At 62.8% G+C, this 16606-nt stretch carries 17 protein-coding genes; all 17 read right to left on the bottom strand.

The features are described 5' to 3' along the window. Positions 1–16: 16 nt before the first annotated feature. Complete coding sequence (gene metK, locus A3A9_RS0123850; RefSeq protein WP_027061031.1) at positions 17–1282, bottom strand: methionine adenosyltransferase; 1266 nt, start codon at positions 1280–1282, stop codon at positions 17–19. 168 nt (positions 1283–1450) lie between these two features. Then, the gene (locus A3A9_RS0123855; RefSeq protein WP_027032979.1) at positions 1451–1870 is read right to left on the bottom strand and encodes a helix-turn-helix domain-containing protein; all 420 of its coding nucleotides are present in this window, start codon (positions 1868–1870) and stop codon (positions 1451–1453) included. Positions 1871–2009: 139 nt separating this feature from the next. Then, positions 2010–3602, bottom strand: a complete 1593-nt coding sequence (lnt, locus tag A3A9_RS0123860; protein WP_027061032.1) for an apolipoprotein N-acyltransferase — start codon at positions 3600–3602, stop codon at positions 2010–2012. Between the two features lie 100 nt (positions 3603–3702). Further along, entirely contained in the window at positions 3703–4173 is a 471-nt protein-coding gene (locus tag A3A9_RS0123865) for a VOC family protein (RefSeq protein WP_033838759.1), read from the bottom strand. 16 nt (positions 4174–4189) lie between these two features. Further along, the gene (locus A3A9_RS0123870; protein WP_027061034.1) at positions 4190–5284 is read right to left on the bottom strand and encodes a hemolysin family protein; all 1095 of its coding nucleotides are present in this window, start codon (positions 5282–5284) and stop codon (positions 4190–4192) included. Between the two features lie 27 nt (positions 5285–5311). After that, positions 5312–5812, bottom strand: coding sequence for an rRNA maturation RNase YbeY (gene ybeY / locus A3A9_RS0123875; RefSeq protein ID WP_027061035.1), 501 nt, complete (start codon positions 5810–5812; stop codon positions 5312–5314). Positions 5813–5831: 19 nt separating this feature from the next. Then, on the bottom strand, positions 5832–6824 hold the full coding sequence (locus tag A3A9_RS0123880; protein ID WP_027032975.1) for a PhoH family protein: 993 nt from the start codon (positions 6822–6824) through the stop codon (positions 5832–5834). A gap of 138 nt (positions 6825–6962) precedes the next feature. Then, positions 6963–8372, bottom strand: coding sequence for a tRNA (N6-isopentenyl adenosine(37)-C2)-methylthiotransferase MiaB (gene miaB / locus A3A9_RS0123885; RefSeq protein ID WP_027061036.1), 1410 nt, complete (start codon positions 8370–8372; stop codon positions 6963–6965). Between the two features lie 74 nt (positions 8373–8446). Then, positions 8447–9247 carry a lysophospholipid acyltransferase family protein gene (locus A3A9_RS0123890; protein ID WP_027061037.1) on the bottom strand — a complete coding sequence of 267 codons (801 nt, stop codon included), beginning with the start codon at positions 9245–9247 and terminating at the stop codon, positions 8447–8449. 20 nt (positions 9248–9267) lie between these two features. Next, positions 9268–9762, bottom strand: coding sequence for a GNAT family N-acetyltransferase (locus A3A9_RS0123895; RefSeq protein ID WP_027061038.1), 495 nt, complete (start codon positions 9760–9762; stop codon positions 9268–9270). Continuing rightward, a complete protein-coding gene (gene tsaB, locus A3A9_RS0123900) occupies positions 9762–10439 on the bottom strand; it encodes a tRNA (adenosine(37)-N6)-threonylcarbamoyltransferase complex dimerization subunit type 1 TsaB (RefSeq protein WP_027061039.1) in 678 nt (225 codons plus the stop codon). Before tsaB ends, A3A9_RS0123895 begins: the two co-directional genes overlap by 1 nt. Before the next feature lie 90 nt (positions 10440–10529). Beyond that, positions 10530–11633 carry a DUF1513 domain-containing protein gene (locus A3A9_RS0123905; protein WP_027061040.1) on the bottom strand — a complete coding sequence of 368 codons (1104 nt, stop codon included), beginning with the start codon at positions 11631–11633 and terminating at the stop codon, positions 10530–10532. 2 nt (positions 11634–11635) lie between these two features. Continuing rightward, positions 11636–12715, bottom strand: a complete 1080-nt coding sequence (locus tag A3A9_RS0123910; RefSeq protein WP_027061041.1) for an imelysin family protein — start codon at positions 12713–12715, stop codon at positions 11636–11638. Next, positions 12715–14316, bottom strand: coding sequence for a di-heme oxidoredictase family protein (locus tag A3A9_RS0123915; RefSeq protein ID WP_027061042.1), 1602 nt, complete (start codon positions 14314–14316; stop codon positions 12715–12717). Before A3A9_RS0123915 ends, A3A9_RS0123910 begins: the two co-directional genes overlap by 1 nt. Positions 14317–14328: 12 nt before the next feature. Further along, positions 14329–14814 (bottom strand): bacterioferritin, encoded by a 486-nt coding sequence (gene bfr / locus A3A9_RS0123920; protein ID WP_027061043.1) that lies wholly within the window; start codon positions 14812–14814, stop codon positions 14329–14331. Continuing rightward, positions 14780–15091 (bottom strand): (2Fe-2S)-binding protein, encoded by a 312-nt coding sequence (locus tag A3A9_RS42855; RefSeq protein ID WP_027032966.1) that lies wholly within the window; start codon positions 15089–15091, stop codon positions 14780–14782. Before A3A9_RS42855 ends, bfr begins: the two co-directional genes overlap by 35 nt. A 96-nt stretch (positions 15092–15187) precedes the next feature. After that, a complete protein-coding gene (locus tag A3A9_RS0123925) occupies positions 15188–16477 on the bottom strand; it encodes an imelysin family protein (protein WP_027061044.1) in 1290 nt (429 codons plus the stop codon). Positions 16478–16606 lie beyond the last annotated feature (129 nt).

The raw sequence follows: 16606 nt of genomic DNA on the forward strand, positions 1-16606 counted from the left end.
AAGGCCGTCGTGGCGCTCAGGCCGCGACAGCATCCTTGAGCGCCTTGGCGAGATCGGTCTTTTCCCAGGAGAAAGACCCATCACGGCCGGCCTTGCGGCCGAAATGGCCGTAGGAGGACGTTTTGGCGTAGATCGGCTTGTTGAGGTCGAGATGGCGGCGGATGCCTGACGGCGACAGGTCCATCACGGTGCGCAGCGCGTCCTCGAGCTTTGCCTCATCGACCTTGCCGGTGCCATGCAGGTCGACATAGACCGATAAAGGCTGGGCGACGCCGATGGCGTAGGAAAGCTGGATGGTGCAGCGGTCGGCAAGCTTCGCCGCCACGACATTCTTGGCTAGGTAGCGCGCCGCGTAAGCCGCCGATCGGTCGACCTTGGTGGTGTCCTTGCCGGAGAAGGCGCCGCCGCCATGGGGGGCAGCACCGCCATAGGTGTCGACGATGATCTTGCGGCCGGTAAGGCCGGCGTCACCGTCCGGCCCGCCGATGACGAACTTGCCGGTCGGGTTGATGTACCACATGCAATCGTCGGCGATCTTGAGGTCGCCCAATGCCTCGCGGATGTATGGCTCTACGACCTTGCGGACCTTGTTGGAATCCCAGGTGGCGTCGAGATGCTGGGTCGACAGCACGATCTGCGTTGCCTCGGCGGCCTTGCCGTCGATGTAGCGGACGGTGACCTGGCTCTTGGCGTCCGGCCCGAGCTTGCCGGCCTCGCCGTTGTTTTCGTGGCGGGCGGCGGCGAGCAGCTCGAGGATCTTGTGGCTGTAATAGATCGGCGCCGGCATCAGGTCCGGCGTCTCGCGGCAGGCATAGCCGAACATGATGCCCTGGTCGCCGGCACCTTCCTCGCCCTGGCGGTCGGACGCGTTGTCGACGCCCTGGCCGATGTCCGGCGACTGGCCGTGCAGCAGAACCTCGATCTTGGCCGTCTTCCAGTGGAAACCGGCCTGCTCATAGCCGATCTCGCGAATCGCCTTGCGGGCGACCGACTTGAACTTGGCTGGGTTGATGATCGAATGTCCGGCCGCATCCTTGAGGATATTGCCGGCCTTGTCCTTCTTCAGCAGCGTCTCGGGAACGCGCACCTCGCCGGCGATGACGACGCGGTTGGTGGTCGCCAGCGTCTCGCAGGCAACACGGACTTTCCATGGGTCCATGCCGGTCTTCTTGGCTTCACGGTAGACCAGATCGACGATCTCGTCGGAGATCCGGTCACAGACTTTGTCGGGATGGCCCTCGGCAACGGATTCCGAGGTAAAGAAGTAGTTCTGCCGCGTCACGGGTGTCCCCTCTTGAAAAACGATCGGCAGGCTGCCGATTTTGGCGCGCCACGTGTTAGCGGGGCAAAGCGCCGCTCGTCAAGCGTTGCCGCCATTCTGGCACGACTGTCGATGTCGATATCTTGTGCCACCGGCGGCAAACGCCGCCGGCTCGAGGCGCATTGAGGGTCAGTCGAGATCGTCGGCGGCGAGCGACTTCACCAGGTCGATGATCCTGCGGCGCACCTTGACGTCGGCGATCTTGACGAACGCCCGGTTGAGTTGAAGGCCTTCGGGACTGCCGCAGAACTCGACGGCGAAAGCCATCGACGCATCCTCCGAAAATCCACGGCCGGCCACCGCTTCCTGGCCCGGCGCATCCTCGAAAAAGAAGGCGACGGGCACGCCTAGTATGGAGGCAATCGCCTGCAGCCGGCTGGCGCCGACGCGATTGGTGCCCTTTTCATATTTCTGGATCTGTTGAAATGTGATGCCGAGATTCTCGCCCAGCTTTTCCTGGCTCATTCCGAGCATGTTGCGCCGAAGCCGGACGCGACTTCCAACGTGGATGTCGATGGGATTCGGTTTCTTCTTGTTTTCTTCTGTCATTTTTTCCTCGCCGAATTTTTTCGGCTTTGTGATTTTTTTCTCGCCCAAAAAATGCCGGAGGCGACTGCCCCAACAGAACGATCCACCAGCTTCGAGAAATTTTCAGGCGATACAGTATGAGTTTCTAATGTGTCGACTGTCAATTCACCCGTAGCCTTTGCCTTACGTTCAACAGCGCCCCGACCAGCGCAAACAGCAACATGATCAGCATTCCGTTAATGCGCCGCTGACTGGGGGAAACTACACTCTGTCCGGAAATCGGCACCTTCACATCGATGGCCCCGCGCGCGTCGATCGCCAGCGCGTCGACGACGCGGCCATGTGGGTCGACGACGGCCGAGATGCCGTTGTTGGCAGCACGCAGCAAGGGCAATCCGTTCTCCACCGCGCGAATCTGGGCCTGCCTGAAATGCTGATACGGTCCCGGCGTGTCGCCGAACCACGCATCATTGGTAACGTTCACAATAAGCTGCGCTGACGTAGCGTCAACTGCCACAAGATCGGGGAAGATCACCTCATAACAGATAAATGGCAGGGCACGGATGCCGCCCGGCAGCGTGATGGCGTGGCGCTCGTTGCCGGCGGCGAACGTCACCGGTCCGGCGACAAGCTGTGCGATGCCGAAACGGTTGAACAGGTCGGTGAAAGGCAGGTATTCGCCGAACGGCACCAGATGGACCTTGTCGACGGCGTCAGCGATTTCGCCCTTGTCATTGATCGCCACCACGGAGTTGTAATAGCGGCTGTCGGTGCCGGCCGCCGAGCCGCCTTCCTCGCGAACGACGCCGGCGATCAGCATCTGGCCGTCGGCCAGCATGTCGCCCAGCGCCGTCAGCGCGTCCGGGCGTTCGGTGAAGAGGAATGGCACGGAGGTTTCCGGCCAAAGAATGAGCTGTGGCTTGCCGTGACCGGGGTCCGGCGCCTTGGCGGACAGACCCAGCAAGGTGGCGAAGATGCGGTCGCGCACCGAAGCGTCCCATTTTTCACTGAGGTCGACGGCCGGCTGGACGATGCGGACATCCAGGCTGCGCTCGGCCGGCTTTTCAGGGGCGGCAAGCCTGACATAGCCGAAGCCGACATGGGCCGCGGCCAGCGCGACGAACAGAGCCGCGCCCAGGCGAAGATGCCGGCGCGCCGCCAGCAGTGCGGGCAGCGCGAAGACGAACACGGCAAGCGCGTTCATGCCGATCATGCCGGTCACCGATACGCTCTGCATCATCAGAGGCACTGGCATTGCCGCGTAGCCGATGGCATTCCAGGGAAAACCGGTGAACAGGAAGCCGCGCAGCCACTCCGTCAGCCCGAAGCCGAACGCAAGGGCGGCGATGCGGCCGATATCGCTGCTCCACAGCAGCCGGGCGACCATCGTTGCGAAGCCATAGAAAAAGGCGAGCGCAAAGGGAATGCCGACCACGGCGAAGGGCAGCGCCCAGGCAAAATCATCGGCCTCGACCAGCAGCGCCGAGCCGATCCACCAGAGGCCGGCGAGGAAATAGCCGAAACCGAACCACCAGCCGACGGCGAAGGCCGGCCGCAGGCGCCGGAACAGGCTGCCCGAGGCTTCGCCAGTCGCGCCGTCGAGCAGCCAGACCAACAGCGGAAACGAGATGAAGCAGGCGGCGAAGAAATCGTAAGGCGCCTGGCCAAGTACCGCCAGCGCTCCGGCAAGAAACGCCACAAGCGCACGCCGCCAACCCCAAAGCAGAATTATCCGGCCGGCCAGGCGCTCCATGCAAACTTCCGAGTCGCGCGAATCAGGAGGCCAAGATTTATCAGGCCGCGCTCCGCGCTCCAAACGCCGGCCGGTCAGCGGCCACGTCCCGAGCGCCGCTCTACCCGTGCCAGCCCTCGATGCGCAGGCCGCCCAGCCGTTCGGCCTCTTCACGGGAAACCGAGCGGATGGGCTGGCTGAAGGTCCAGACATGGCCCTCGGGATCGCGGGCCCGGTACTGGCGTTCACCGTAGAACTGGTCCGCCGGTTCCTGGATTATGGCAGCACCCGCTGTCCGCGCCTGCTCGCAATGCGCATCCAGGCCGTCCTTCAGCCTGACATAGACCGATTGCGTGTTCTTGCCCGCGACCGAGGCGGGACTTGCGACATAGTCGGCCCATTCGGAATCGACGATGATGGTACACTCGCCAAACCGCATCTCGGAATGGACGAGCTTTCCGTCGGCGTCGCTGACCACCATGCTGCGCTCGAAACCGAAAGCCGCTTCAAGCCACGCTAGCGCCGCACGAGGATCCCTGTAGAAGACGCCTGAGCCCAGACTTGCGTGCTTGAACGGGTCGTCGATGGTCATCGGCTGAGCGAAATGCTCACGCCTGCTCGGTGCGGGCCGTGGCGCGCCGGCGGCGCTCGCCCTTCTGGCTCTGCACGATACGCACGCGCTTGACGCGGCGCGGATCGGCATCGAGGACATGGAATTCGAAGCCCGGAATGGCCTGCACCACCTCGCCACGCGCGGGCACGCGGCCGAGCGTGTTGAAGATCATGCCACCGATCGTGTCAACATATTCGCCATGCTCGCCGGCGGCGAAATCCTCGCCGATCATCTTGGCGACGTCGTCGATCTCGGCCTTGCCGTCGACAATGAACACGCCGTCGCCGGCCTGGGTGATCATCGGCTCGTCGTCATCATGCTCGTCCTCGATGTCGCCGACGACCATCTCGACAATGTCCTCAAGCGAGACAAGGCCGTCCGTACCGCCATATTCATCGATGACGAGCGCCATCTGCGTGCGCGTCGTCTGCATGCGGCCCATCAGGTCGGAGGCAAGCATCGACGGTGGCACGAACAGAACCTGGCGGATCAGGTTGAGGTCGCCAATGGTGCGCGCGAGATCGACCTGGGCGAGATCCAGTTGCGTGGCGACGGGATTTTTCCTGGTCGTGCGACCCTTCTTGACGCGCGCGAGCTTGGTGATGTGGGCCAGCACGTCGCGGATATGAACCATGCCACGCGGATCATCGAGCGTCTCGGAATAGACCGGCATGCGGGAGTGGCCGGATTGTTCGAAAGTGCCCAAGAGGTCGCCGAGCGTCGTGGTGATCTCGATCGCCTCGATGTCGGCGCGCGGCACCATGACGTCCTCGACGCGCACCTCGCGCAGTCGCAGGATGTTGTTGAGCATGGCGCGCTCGCCGGGCGAAAAGGATTCGGCGTCGCTGGTGGTCTCGGCCAGCGCGCCGGCGATTTCCTCGCGCAAGCTGGTTCCGTTGCGTTGCCTGAAGAGGCCGATTACGCGGTCGAACAAGGAGGGGCCGGCAGGCGAAGGCTCGCTGGCAGCGCTGCCGGTGTTGGCAACACCAGGGGTAACGGTACTCGGACTTGATCCCTCTTCCGACGTATCGGAAGCCTCGGGGGGACTGCCGGCGTCGGGGCGGGCGGCAGTTTCTGGTTTGTCGTTCATCGTCGTCCGGTCAATTGTCAGATGTAGTTACGCGTAGGGATCGGGAATGGCAAGCCTTGCAAGCGCTGCGCGTTCGATGGCCTCCATCTCCTCGGCCTCGGCGTCGGTCTCGTGATCATGGCCCAGCAAATGCAGCAGGCCATGGATAACGAGATGGGTGATATGGTTCTGCACCGGCTTGTCTTCCAGTACCGCTTCGCGTGAAACCGTTTCGGCGGCGAGCACGATATCGCCCAGCATCGGCGGCAGTGGGCCGCCTTTGGGAAAAGAAAAAGCCGGGAAAGACAGGACGTTGGTGGGTTTGTCCTTACCACGCCAGCCGGCGTTGAGGGTACGGATATGTGCGTCGTCGGAAAAGACGATGCTGAGTTCGGAACGGCCGGTCACGCCGGTCTCGGCAAAAGCAGCATCAACCGCGCGATCGACCAGTCGCGTCAGGCTTGCCTCATCAGGCCAGTCGCCCGCCTCGACCGATATATCGATGTCGACGGGGGGATACCCGTCGCCGGATATTTTGTCCTCAGGCATGAAGCCGCATCGTCAAAAATCAATTCTCGGCGCCGAGGCCGCGTGCCAGCTTGGCGTCGCGGTCATAGGCCCTGACGATTTCCGCCACCAGCGGATGGCGAACGACGTCGATATCGTTGAAGCGCACGGTGACCGCGCCGGCCACGCCGTCGAGGACACGCAAGGCTTCGACCAGGCCGGATTTCGTGCTCGAAGGCAGATCGATCTGCGTCGGATCGCCGGTCACGATCATGCGCGAGTTCTCGCCAAGACGGGTCAGGAACATCTTCATCTGCATCGGCGTGGTGTTCTGCGCCTCGTCGAGGATGACCGCCGCATGCGCCAGCGTACGGCCGCGCATGAAGGCGAGCGGGGCGATTTCGATAACTTCGGCGGCAATGGCGCGCTCGACCTTGTCGGCCGGCATCATGTCGTAGAGCGCGTCGTAGAGCGGCCGCAGATAGGGATCGACCTTCTCTTTCATGTCGCCAGGCAGGAAGCCCAGCCGCTCGCCGGCCTCGACCGCCGGCCGCGACAGAATGATGCGTTCAACCATGCCGCGCTCAAGAAGCATCGCGGCATGCGCGACAGCCAGATAGGTCTTGCCGGTGCCGGCCGGACCGATGCCGAAGACGAGTTCCGACCGCTCCAACGCCCGCATATAGGCATCCTGGTTGAGCGAACGGGCATAGATGGTCTTCTTGCGGGTGGCGATCTGGGCGGCGGAGACCTTGCCCTTGCGCTCCAGCGTCGGCAGCGTCAGTTGATCGTCGGCGGCGACCGCCATGCGCACGGCGCCGTCGACGTCGGACTGGCCGATATCAACGCCCTTCTGCAGAATGCCGTACAGATTGTCCAAGGCACGGCGCGCCTGCTCGGCGGCCGAAGCCGACCCCTTGATGGTCAACTGGTTGCCGCGCGAGCGGATATCGACACCGAGTTTCTGCTCGAGTCGGGCGAGGTTCTCGTCGAACTGACCGTAGAGGGCGCTGGCAAGCTTGTTGTTGTCGAAAGTCAGAACGATGTGCGCCATGTCAGAAGCCCCAGATGCCGGTACCGGGGGCAGGTTCTTCAGCTCTGCTGCGCTCAACCGTCTCTCCTCATCTGCCGAGGTCTGTGGCTATGCATGTCGTAGTCCCAAAAAACCGGGACCACTTTTGAGCGACATGCATCAGGCCAACTCGGCGAACAGGCTATTGTAGCCCGTCTTCGTGATTCGCACCCGGATAATGTCACCGATTTCGCCGGCCTTTTCATCAACAATAACGGGCTGCAGCCACGGCGAGCGGCCAACCTTCTGGCCAGCTTGGCGGCCGGGCTTCTCGATCAGCGTGTCTATGGTGCTGCCGACCAGGCTCAAGCCGAAATCCTGCTGCTGTTTCAAGAGCAATGCCTGCAGCCGCTGCAGCCGCTCGTCCTTGACCGTTTCCGGCACGTGATCGGGCATGTCGGCGCCCGGCGTGCCGGGACGCGGCGAATATTTGAACGAGAAGGCCGAAGCGTAGTTCACCTGGCGCACCAGTTCCATGGTCGCCTCGAAATCGGCTTCGGTCTCGCCGGGGAAGCCGACGATGAAGTCACCGGACAACGCGATATCGGCCCGGGCAGTGCGGATGCGGTCGAGCAGCATCAGATAATCTCTCGCCGTATGCCTGCGCTTCATCGCCTTCAGGATCCGGTCGGACCCCGATTGCACTGGCAGATGCAGATAAGGCATCAGCGCCGGGAGATCTCGGTGAGCCGCGATCAGCTCATCATCCATGTCGCGCGGGTGGCTGGTGGTGTAGCGCAGCCGCGCCAGCCCGGGAATCTCGGCCAATCTGAACAGCAGACGGCCAAGTCCCCATTCCTCGCCATTGTCGCCCTTGCCATGCCAGGCATTAACGTTCTGGCCAAGCAGCGTCACCTCGCGCACGCCGGCTTCGGCCAGCCGCTCAGCCTCGGCGACAATCTGGGCCACCGGCCGCGAGACTTCCGAGCCTCTTGTGTAAGGCACGACGCAGAAGGTGCAGAATTTGTCGCAGCCTTCCTGAACGGTCAGGAAGGCGGTTACGCCGCGCTTGATCACCTCGGCGCGCTTGGGCTGCGGCAGATGTTCGAACTTGTCCTCGATGGCGTAATCGGTCTCGACGATCTTCTCGCCGCCACGGACTCTCGCCAGCACGTCGGGCAAGCGGTGATAGGTCTGCGGGCCGATGACCAGATCGACGGCCGGCGACCGACGGATGATCTCCGCACCTTCGGCCTGTGCCACGCAACCGGCGACACCGATCAGCAGCTCGCGACCCGCAATGGCGCGCTCCGCCTTCATGTCGCGGATGCGGCCGAGCTCGGAATAGACCTTTTCGGCGGCTTTTTCCCTGATGTGACAGGTGTTGAGCAGCACCAGATCGGCGTCGTCGATAACATCGGTCGCGGTATAGCCGTCGGCGGCCAGCGCATCGCCCATGCGCTGTGAATCATAGACGTTCATCTGGCAGCCATAGGTCTTGATGAAGACCTTCTTCGCTGCCGTGGCATGCACCGCGGGCTGTCCAGCCGCCGTCCCGATGTCGTCGCTTTCAATCGTGTTCAAGTCCATCCGGCGGCTTCTAACGCCTTTCGATGACAAAAAACAGACGATTCTCGGCATGCGCCCGCGAGCGCATGCCGGCTCTAGCGGCTCGGGCGCGGGTCGGCGAGTGCTGCCTGCATCATCTCGCGCACCTGGCTTTCCATCAGCCTGGCCGTTTCCTTGCGGTTCGAACCCTTGGCAAAGGCGATCGGCTCACCGAAATGCACTTCGACATCGAGCGCGCCTTCCGCCAGCAGCACCTTGAGATGCGGCATCAAATCCTCGTCACCGATCCAGGCCGAGATCGGCCGGTGGCGGCGGCCGAGCGGCACGCCGTGCAGGCGTGTATAGGCGATCGCCACCGGCTGAATGAACACCTGCTCGGCCGCCCCTTCCGAAATCGCCATCGAAGCGGCGCCGAACAGCGTGCTCTTGAAGGGCAAGATGGCATTGCCGTCACCGGTCGAGCCCTCGGCAAACAACACCATGGCGTCACCCTTGGCCATGCGATTGGCGATCTCGCTTGCCTGGTCGCCCGAGGAGCGCTTGCGCTCGCGCTCGATGAAGACGGTACGCTGCAGTTTCGACAGCATGCCGATCAGCGGCCAGCCTTCCATATCGGCCCTGGCGATGAATTTCACATCGGCAAACGAGCCCAGCACCATGATGTCGGTCCAGGAAATGTGGTTCGAGGCCACCAGCAGGGGCCGCTTGTCGGACAATGCCCCCTTGACATGGATGCGGATGCCGAGCGCCCGAACGATCATCCTGTGCCAGATCTTGAGAATGACGGTTTCTGGCCACCAGCCGGTCTTCATCGACAGTATCTGCAACGGCACGAGGACCAGCGAGCCGGCAACGACGAGGCCCAGCGCCAGGAAAATCCTGATTTTCTTGATCATCGCCCTACCCCGGTCTCTGGCTAGCGAAGATCGCGGCGCATGACAAGCGCGCCGGTCGGCCCGCGATCGGGCGACTTGTAGTAATCCGGACGCTTGCCGACCTCACGGAACCCCAGCCGCCGATAGAGGGCGATTGCCGCGACATTGGTCTCGTCGACCTCAAGAAACAGCGCTTCGGCGCGTTGCACATGCAGTTCGCGCAGCACCGCGTCCATCAGTTGCCAGCCCAGCCCTTGCCGGCGATGGGATCGCGCCACCGCGACGGTCAGGATCTCGCCCTCGCCGGCCGCCAGCCGGGCCAGCACGAAGCCGACCGGCGGCTTGGCGCCCTGCCCGGTTTCGCGCGCGGCATAGCCGAACACCGTGTCCTGTCCGAGCAAAGCGGCAAACTCGCCATCAGTCCACGGGCGGACAAAGTCTTCGCGATGCAGCAGCGAGACCGTAGGGCTGTCGCTGATCTTGAGCGGCTCAAGCGCATAGTCCCGGCGGCGCGGCTGGAGAAAAGGTATGCGCATTATTTCTCTTGCCTTGAAAGAATAAATCCGGCTTGCGGCTTGGCATCCGCGCCGCGCAAATAAAGTGGTTTCGGCCTTTCGCCCTCACCTTTGGAGGCGGCCAGACGTGCATATGTGAAAATGTCGGCGGTCGCCGTCTGAGGCCCAATATCGAAACCACGCTTGGCCGAGGCCGCGATCTGTGCCACCCCGGTACCGGCCAGCACCGCGGAGTTGTCTATCGCCAAGGCAGTGGCTTCTGGCAATGTGGTCACCGCTGGTCCGTAAGTCAAAACTAACATTTTGTCGTACAGCGCGGTATGGATTTCCTCGCGGCCTGCATCGAGTGCCGCCAACACGGTGCGGCCGGGAAATGCCATCGCCGCCTCGGCGGCCAGCGCCTCGAGCGTCGTCACCCCGATCGCCGGAATTTTCAACGCCAGAGCCAGGCCACGCGCCGTGGAGACACCGACACGCAGACCGGTGAAGGAGCCCGGACCGACGGAGACGGCAATGGCACCGAGACCGGCATAATCCGTCGCGCCGGCCCTCAGCGCCTCGGCAATGACGGCCATCAGGTGCTCGGCATGGCCCTTGCCGAGATCAAGCGCCGAACGGCCAAGCTCCAGTCCGGCCGCCGCATCGTAGACGCAGGCGGCGCAGAGGCTGGCGGCACAGTCGATGGCAAGCACTTTCATGAGACGACCGGTTGGAAAAACAACTCCCTGTGCCCGCCATGGAGCGCCACGGCAAGCACAATTTGTTAAGCGGCTTCGGTTCGCGCTTTGTCAGACCTGCTCGATGCGCAGCATGTGATTGTCCCAGACGTAATCCGGCTCCGACCGTGTTGCGCCGCTGCCCTCGATGATCTCACCGGCGCCTGTTGTTGCCATGAAGCCCAGTCCGTCCGGCGCCAGACCGCACACCTCGACCAGCGCACTGGTCGAGACGATCCGGCCGCTGGGCGCTTCGATCACGACAAGCGAATTGCCTTCCGGCGAGGACACGGCAACGGTGCCGGTACCAGGATTGGCGGCGACCGAGCCGATATAGTTGCGGAAGCCGGACAAAACATCCGGCGGCATGTCGATCAGCTGCAATTCCTTGCCGCGCGCGGCACGGCCGACCAACAGCGGACGATCGGTGCCCGGCCCCCTATACTGGCAGCCGAACCAGACGGTGCCGGATGGGTCGGTGTCCATGTGGCGGATCGATAGCTGGTGCAGGGAAGCCGGCAGTTCGTGCTTCTCGATCAGGTCGCCGGTGACGCGGTCGATCAGCACATAGGACGGCTTCATGGTCGCGATGTTGAGCTCGGCGCGACCGTAATCCGGATGGGTCTCGATGCCGCCATTGGCGACCGCGATCGTCCTGCCGTCACCCAGCAGCAGAAGCTCGTGCGGACCCGTGCCGTAGGTCGGGAATTCGCCGATCCGGTTGAATTTCGCCCGCGCATCATAGACGCCGACGACGCCGGCGGCGTTGTCGAAATCGTTCTCGGTGGCATAGAGCAAGGTGCCGTCGGGCGAGAACACGCCATGGCCGAAGAAATGCCGGCCGGTGATGCTGGCGATGGTTTGCGGGGCGTCGTGCCCGGTGTGATCGAAAACGATGGCAAAGGTGCCGGGCTGGCGGGCGAAGACCACCGAACGCTTCGACAGGGGATCGAAGGTGACGTCATGGCCGCGATCTGGCAGGTCGATTGTGTGCAGAACCTTGCCGGCCTCGGACAGGACAGCGGCGCCAAAGCTGCCGTCGCGCTTGACGAAGGCGGTGGCGAAGACGGCATCCGCCGCAAGCGTCGCCGCCCACGCAGGCGTCGCTATCGCAGCGGCAAAGCCAATGCCTGCGGCCCGCAGGAAATCTCGGCGGTCAATAAGCGGCGTGCGCATGCTCAGTCCCCATCCAGCGACGAGAAGCCGGCGGTCAGGCCGAATTCAGCAGTCAGCCTGGTGCCAATCAGGGTCGACAGGCTGGAGGTGATCAGGGTGAAATGCTCGAGTTTTTCACGCAGCGCCGGGTCCGCAAGCGCCTTGTCGATCGGACCCGGGACGGATTTCGCGGTGGCGACGCCATTGACCAGCTGGATATGGATCGAGTCCGCCATCCAGCGCGAATCCGGCGGCAAGGCATCGCCAAGCGTGGAGGCCTGGAACAGCGCATCTATGCCGGCGAGATTTCCAGCCAGCGATGTGGTGGTGTTTTGCGAACGCCAATAAATCGCCTGTTTCGGCTTGTCCGCATCGGGCCTGCCGCCCAGAAAACCTTTTAAGCGGACATCCCTTACCATCTCCAATTCATTGATGAAAACGTCGACCAGTTCGGTCACCGCCTCGTTGCCGTCGCGGTAGAGCGGGTTCTGCGGCCCCGGATTGGCCCACAGTGCGGCAAAGCCGTCCGACTTGTTCCAGGCTGCGCTGACTTCGCCGGCCATGGTTTCGATATTGCCGGCAACCGCCGCGCCATAGGCGCAGCGATAGGGATCATCCTTGCCCGCCAGTGCATCGGCGCCGTCGCCGAAAAGCACGAATTCCAGCGCGCCAAACCCTTGCATGGCAATGCTCTTGCCCGCCAGCTGTGTCGGGTTGACGGCGGTCGGGTCCTTGGCGGACAATACCGCCTGCACCTGTTTCAAGCCGAGGCCCTTGCGATCCGGCCAATAGAGAATGCGCTCCAGCCGACTGTTCTCCTTGATCGGCCCAAATCCGATGATCTCGGCCGACGACCAGGCATACACCGTATCGGAGAACTCAGCTCGCGCGGCTTCGAGTTCCCCTTGCGACGGCGCTTCGCAGAGCTTGTGCATCGCCGCCGCGAGGCGATCCGCATGCACACGCAGACCAGCATAGGCCGGGCGGACAAAGCCATCGATCGCCCGCTGGATAATGTCGGAGGCTCTTACCGCCGCCGATGCTGGACAGGCAGCCAGTAGGGCCAGCGGAAGAACGAGAACCAGTACAGAGCGCTTCAGCATCACAGTGCCTCCAGGAATTTCAGCAGCGCGTCACGCTCGGCCGCGTTGGCGGCGGCAAAGCGGTCGCGCGCCTTCTGCGCCTCGCCACCATGCCACAGGATCGCCTCGGTCAAGCTGCGCGCGCGGCCGTCGTGCAGAAAGAAGGAATTGCCGTTGACGGTCTCGGTGAGGCCTATGCCCCAGAGTGGCGGGGTGCGCCATTCGCTGCCCGTTGCATCGCCCACCGCCTGGCCGTCAGCCAGATCCGGGCCCATGTCGTGCAGCAGGAAATCGGAATAGGGCCAAATCAGCTGGAAGGCCTGCGCCTTGTTGGGTGCGTCGCGGCGGGTGACGAATTTCGGCGTATGGCAGGCAATGCAGCCGATTTCATAGAAGACCTTCTTGCCGGCGAGCACATCAGGCGCAGCGAGATCGCGGCGCGCCGGGACGGCCAGGTTCTGCGAATAGAAGGTGACGAGACCCATCACCGGCGGCGGAGCCTCGACCGCGCCGAGCCGAGCCTGCACGCCATTCGGCATGGCGAGGCATTTTGCCTGCGCGGCGGTGCAATCGCCCCAGTGTTTGGGTTCTTCCGGCGTCGAGATGCCGATGTCGCCGGCAAAAGCATCCGCCGCCTGCTGGCGGATCGACGCCGTCTGCGCCTTCCAGCCGAAGCGGCCAAGCGTCAGTTCCCCGCCGCGGCCGTCGCGCACGATGTTGGGCCTGCCGGAAATGCCGTCACCATCCAAATCGTCCGGATCAGCATGGGCCAGAATGTCAGCCGGCGCGATCTGCTCGATCAGGCCCAGGCCGATCATCGGCGGCGTCAGGCGCGGCGACAACGTGGTGCGCGGATCGAATGGCCCATAGGCGAGACCGGTGACCGAGTAGCTGGGCTTGCGCAGGGAAACCATGGTGCCGTCCGTCAGCTTTACCTTACGCTCGAGATAGTCGACATGCATCTTGCCTTCGCCGCGCAGGCCGGGCACCGCCAGCTCCTGCAACTGCGTGCCATAGACCGGATCGGGGAAATTGAGCAGTTGGTGGCTGGCGAGGGCCGCCTTCTCTTCGGCGCTGCTGGCATCGCGCGCCAACCGCAGGAACATCGAGGTGGTGCCGGTATCGCCTTGCGGCGGACGGCCGCGGCCGTCTTTCAGATGGCAGTTCTGGCAGGCGCGTTCGTTGAACAGCGGGCCAAGCCCGTCCGACGCCTGCGTCGAGGACGGCGACGACACCCAGTTCTTGCGAAACAAAGCATTGCCGAGTTTGAAAGTGCCCTCTTCCTCGAAGGTGATGTTGGCCGAGGATTGCGAAAAGGAATCGCGGCTGACCTCTTTTTCCGAGGTCCCTGCGCCACCTTGCATCAGCTCGAACGGCTCGGGTTTGGAGAAATCCGTGGTCGGCCTGGTTATGACGGTGACGCGCGCCTGATCTCCGGCGTTGAGGTCGGTGCGCGTGGTGGCAAGGCCTGCAGGCTGGAGATCGCCGGCCATCGCGGACGATGTCAGCGCCAGCACGAGAATGGTACAGCGCCGAGCAGCCGACAGGGCTGGCGTTTTTCGAAGGGGCGGCGAGCCGGCGGCCCGCCGCAAGCGGCGCGAGAATTCTAAGAGGCGCCGCATTCCCGCATGCCTTTACTCCGCCTCGTTGGCCGAGTCGGCATTGAGCTGGCCGTACTTTTCCTCGCCGATCGAGGCGAGCAGGTCGAGCTGAGTCTCGAGAAAGTCGATGTGACCTTCCTCGTCAGCCAGCAGATCCTCGAACAGCTTCATCGTCACGTAGTCGCCCACCTCGTGGCAGATTTCGCGCGAACGCTTGTAGGCGGTGCGTGCGTCATATTCACCGGCAAGGTCGGATTCGAGTACTTCCTTGACGTTCTGCCCGATGCGCAGCGGCGCCACGGACTGCAGGTTCGGATGGCCTTCGAGAAAGATGATGCGGGCGATGAGCTTGTCGGCGTGGTGCATCTCCTCGATCGATTCGGCCCGCTCCTTCTTTGCCAGCTTGGTGTATCCCCAATCCTCCAAAAGACGGAAATGCACCCAATATTGATTGACGGCTCCGAGCTCCAGAAAAAGAGCCTCGTTAAGCCGCTCGATGATCTGAATTTCGCCTTTCATGGGTTCTGCTCCCGTATTGGACGCGCAGGCCTCTGACGCGATCCAGGTGTGAAACTACATCCACACCGCTCGCCTCCGAGCGGGCGTGATAATTTTCGGTGACCCGAATGATCGTTTCCACCACATTTGGGAAGCAGCCGCAACAGCGACCGCGCTTTTGCATGGCATGATAAATCTTTGCCGGCACGATAAGCTGCCAGGGATCCAGATCCAGCAGCCCAATGATCGTCTGCTCGATTTCCTTCTCGGTAATGATATTGCAATGGCAGATCAGCATTGACTTGGCTCTGGCTGACGGCGCTTCCTCCTCGCCGCGTGGCTTAAATCTTCATCGGGCATGATCCTTTCAAGACCATGCCCGGGGGGTTTTCCCTTATTTGAACACCTTGTCGGGTGCGTCGAGGCTATCGGACCCTTCGAAGGCGATGGCGTTGAGCTTCAAGGAACCGACGGCACGTTCGATCGATTTGGTCTGGTCCATCAGCGCGTCGATCGCCGCCTGAACGGTGGCATTGCCTTCCTTGTTTCCTTCGGCGATCTGCTGGTCATAGGCCTCGCCGGCCAATGCCCGCGCCTTGATCGCCTCCATCTTGGCGACGGTGACATCGAGCTTATCAGACAGTTCCTTGTCGATCGCCGGATCGGTAGCCTTCACCATATCGGCCACCGAAGGCCCCGAAACAACCGTGCCATCGAGCCTGGTATAGTTGGCGTGGTAGGCGGCGCGGATGCCGATCGCGTCATTGAGGTGCGAGTTGTAGGTATTGTCGGAGAAGCAGTCCTGCTCCTCTTCCGGATCATGCAGCAACAGGCCGAGCTTCATGCGCTCACCGGCCAGTTCACCGTAGGACAGCGAGCCCATGCCGGTGAAGATGGTCGAGATGGCGGTGTCCGGCTCGCCGTCGACGAGGTTCTTGCGCGCCGCGCCGTCTTCCTTCCAGTCATTGACCATCTTCTGCAGATCGGAAACCAGAAGGCCGGTCGCCGACTTCAGATATTGCGCACGGCGGTCGCAATTGCCGCCGGTGCAGTTCTTGAGGTCATAGTCGGTATAGGGACGTTCGCCGGCGCCCGGGCCGGTGCCATGCAGATCCTGGCCCCAGAGTAGGAATTCGATGGCGTGATAACCGGTGGCGACGTTGGCCTCGATGCCGCCAGCCTGCTGCAGCGTGCCTGACAGGAATTCCGGTGTCAGGTTCGATGCGTCGACCTTCTTGCCATTGATCTCGATCTCCTTGTTGGCGATCACATTGGCCGTATAGAGCGAATTCGCGTCCGATTCTGTGCCGTAACTCTTGGCGACATAATCGATCAGGCCTTCGTCCAGCGGCCAGGAATTCACCTCGCCTTCCCAGTCGTCGACGATCTTGTTGCCGAAACGGTAGACTTCGGTCTGCTGGTAGGGAACGCGCGCCGCCTTCCAGGCATCGCGGGCAGCATTGAGCGTTTCCGCCGAGGGTTTGGCAAGCAGCGCGTCGACTGCCTTGTCGAGTGCCTGAGCCGTGGTCAGTGAATCCTCATATTTGGCGAGCCCGATATCGGCATAGGTCTTGATAACCGCCTTCGTGTCGGTTTCCGCCTTGGCAGGCAGCACAAATACCGCCGCCGTCAGCAGCGCCGTGGCACCGATCGCCGCAAGCCTGCCGCCATATCGTGCTGTCATTATCGCTCTCCAGTTTCTCGGAAATTCTATAACCGGCGCGTGCGGCGACCAGCGCCGGACCACATCAATGCCAAATGCGCCAAGACTTGCCGCGCCATCGCGCGGTTCAGGGAAGAAAGACACCAAAAT

This window comes from Mesorhizobium loti CJ3sym, from assembly GCF_000472785.1.
Classification (GTDB): domain Bacteria; phylum Pseudomonadota; class Alphaproteobacteria; order Rhizobiales; family Rhizobiaceae; genus Mesorhizobium; species Mesorhizobium loti_E.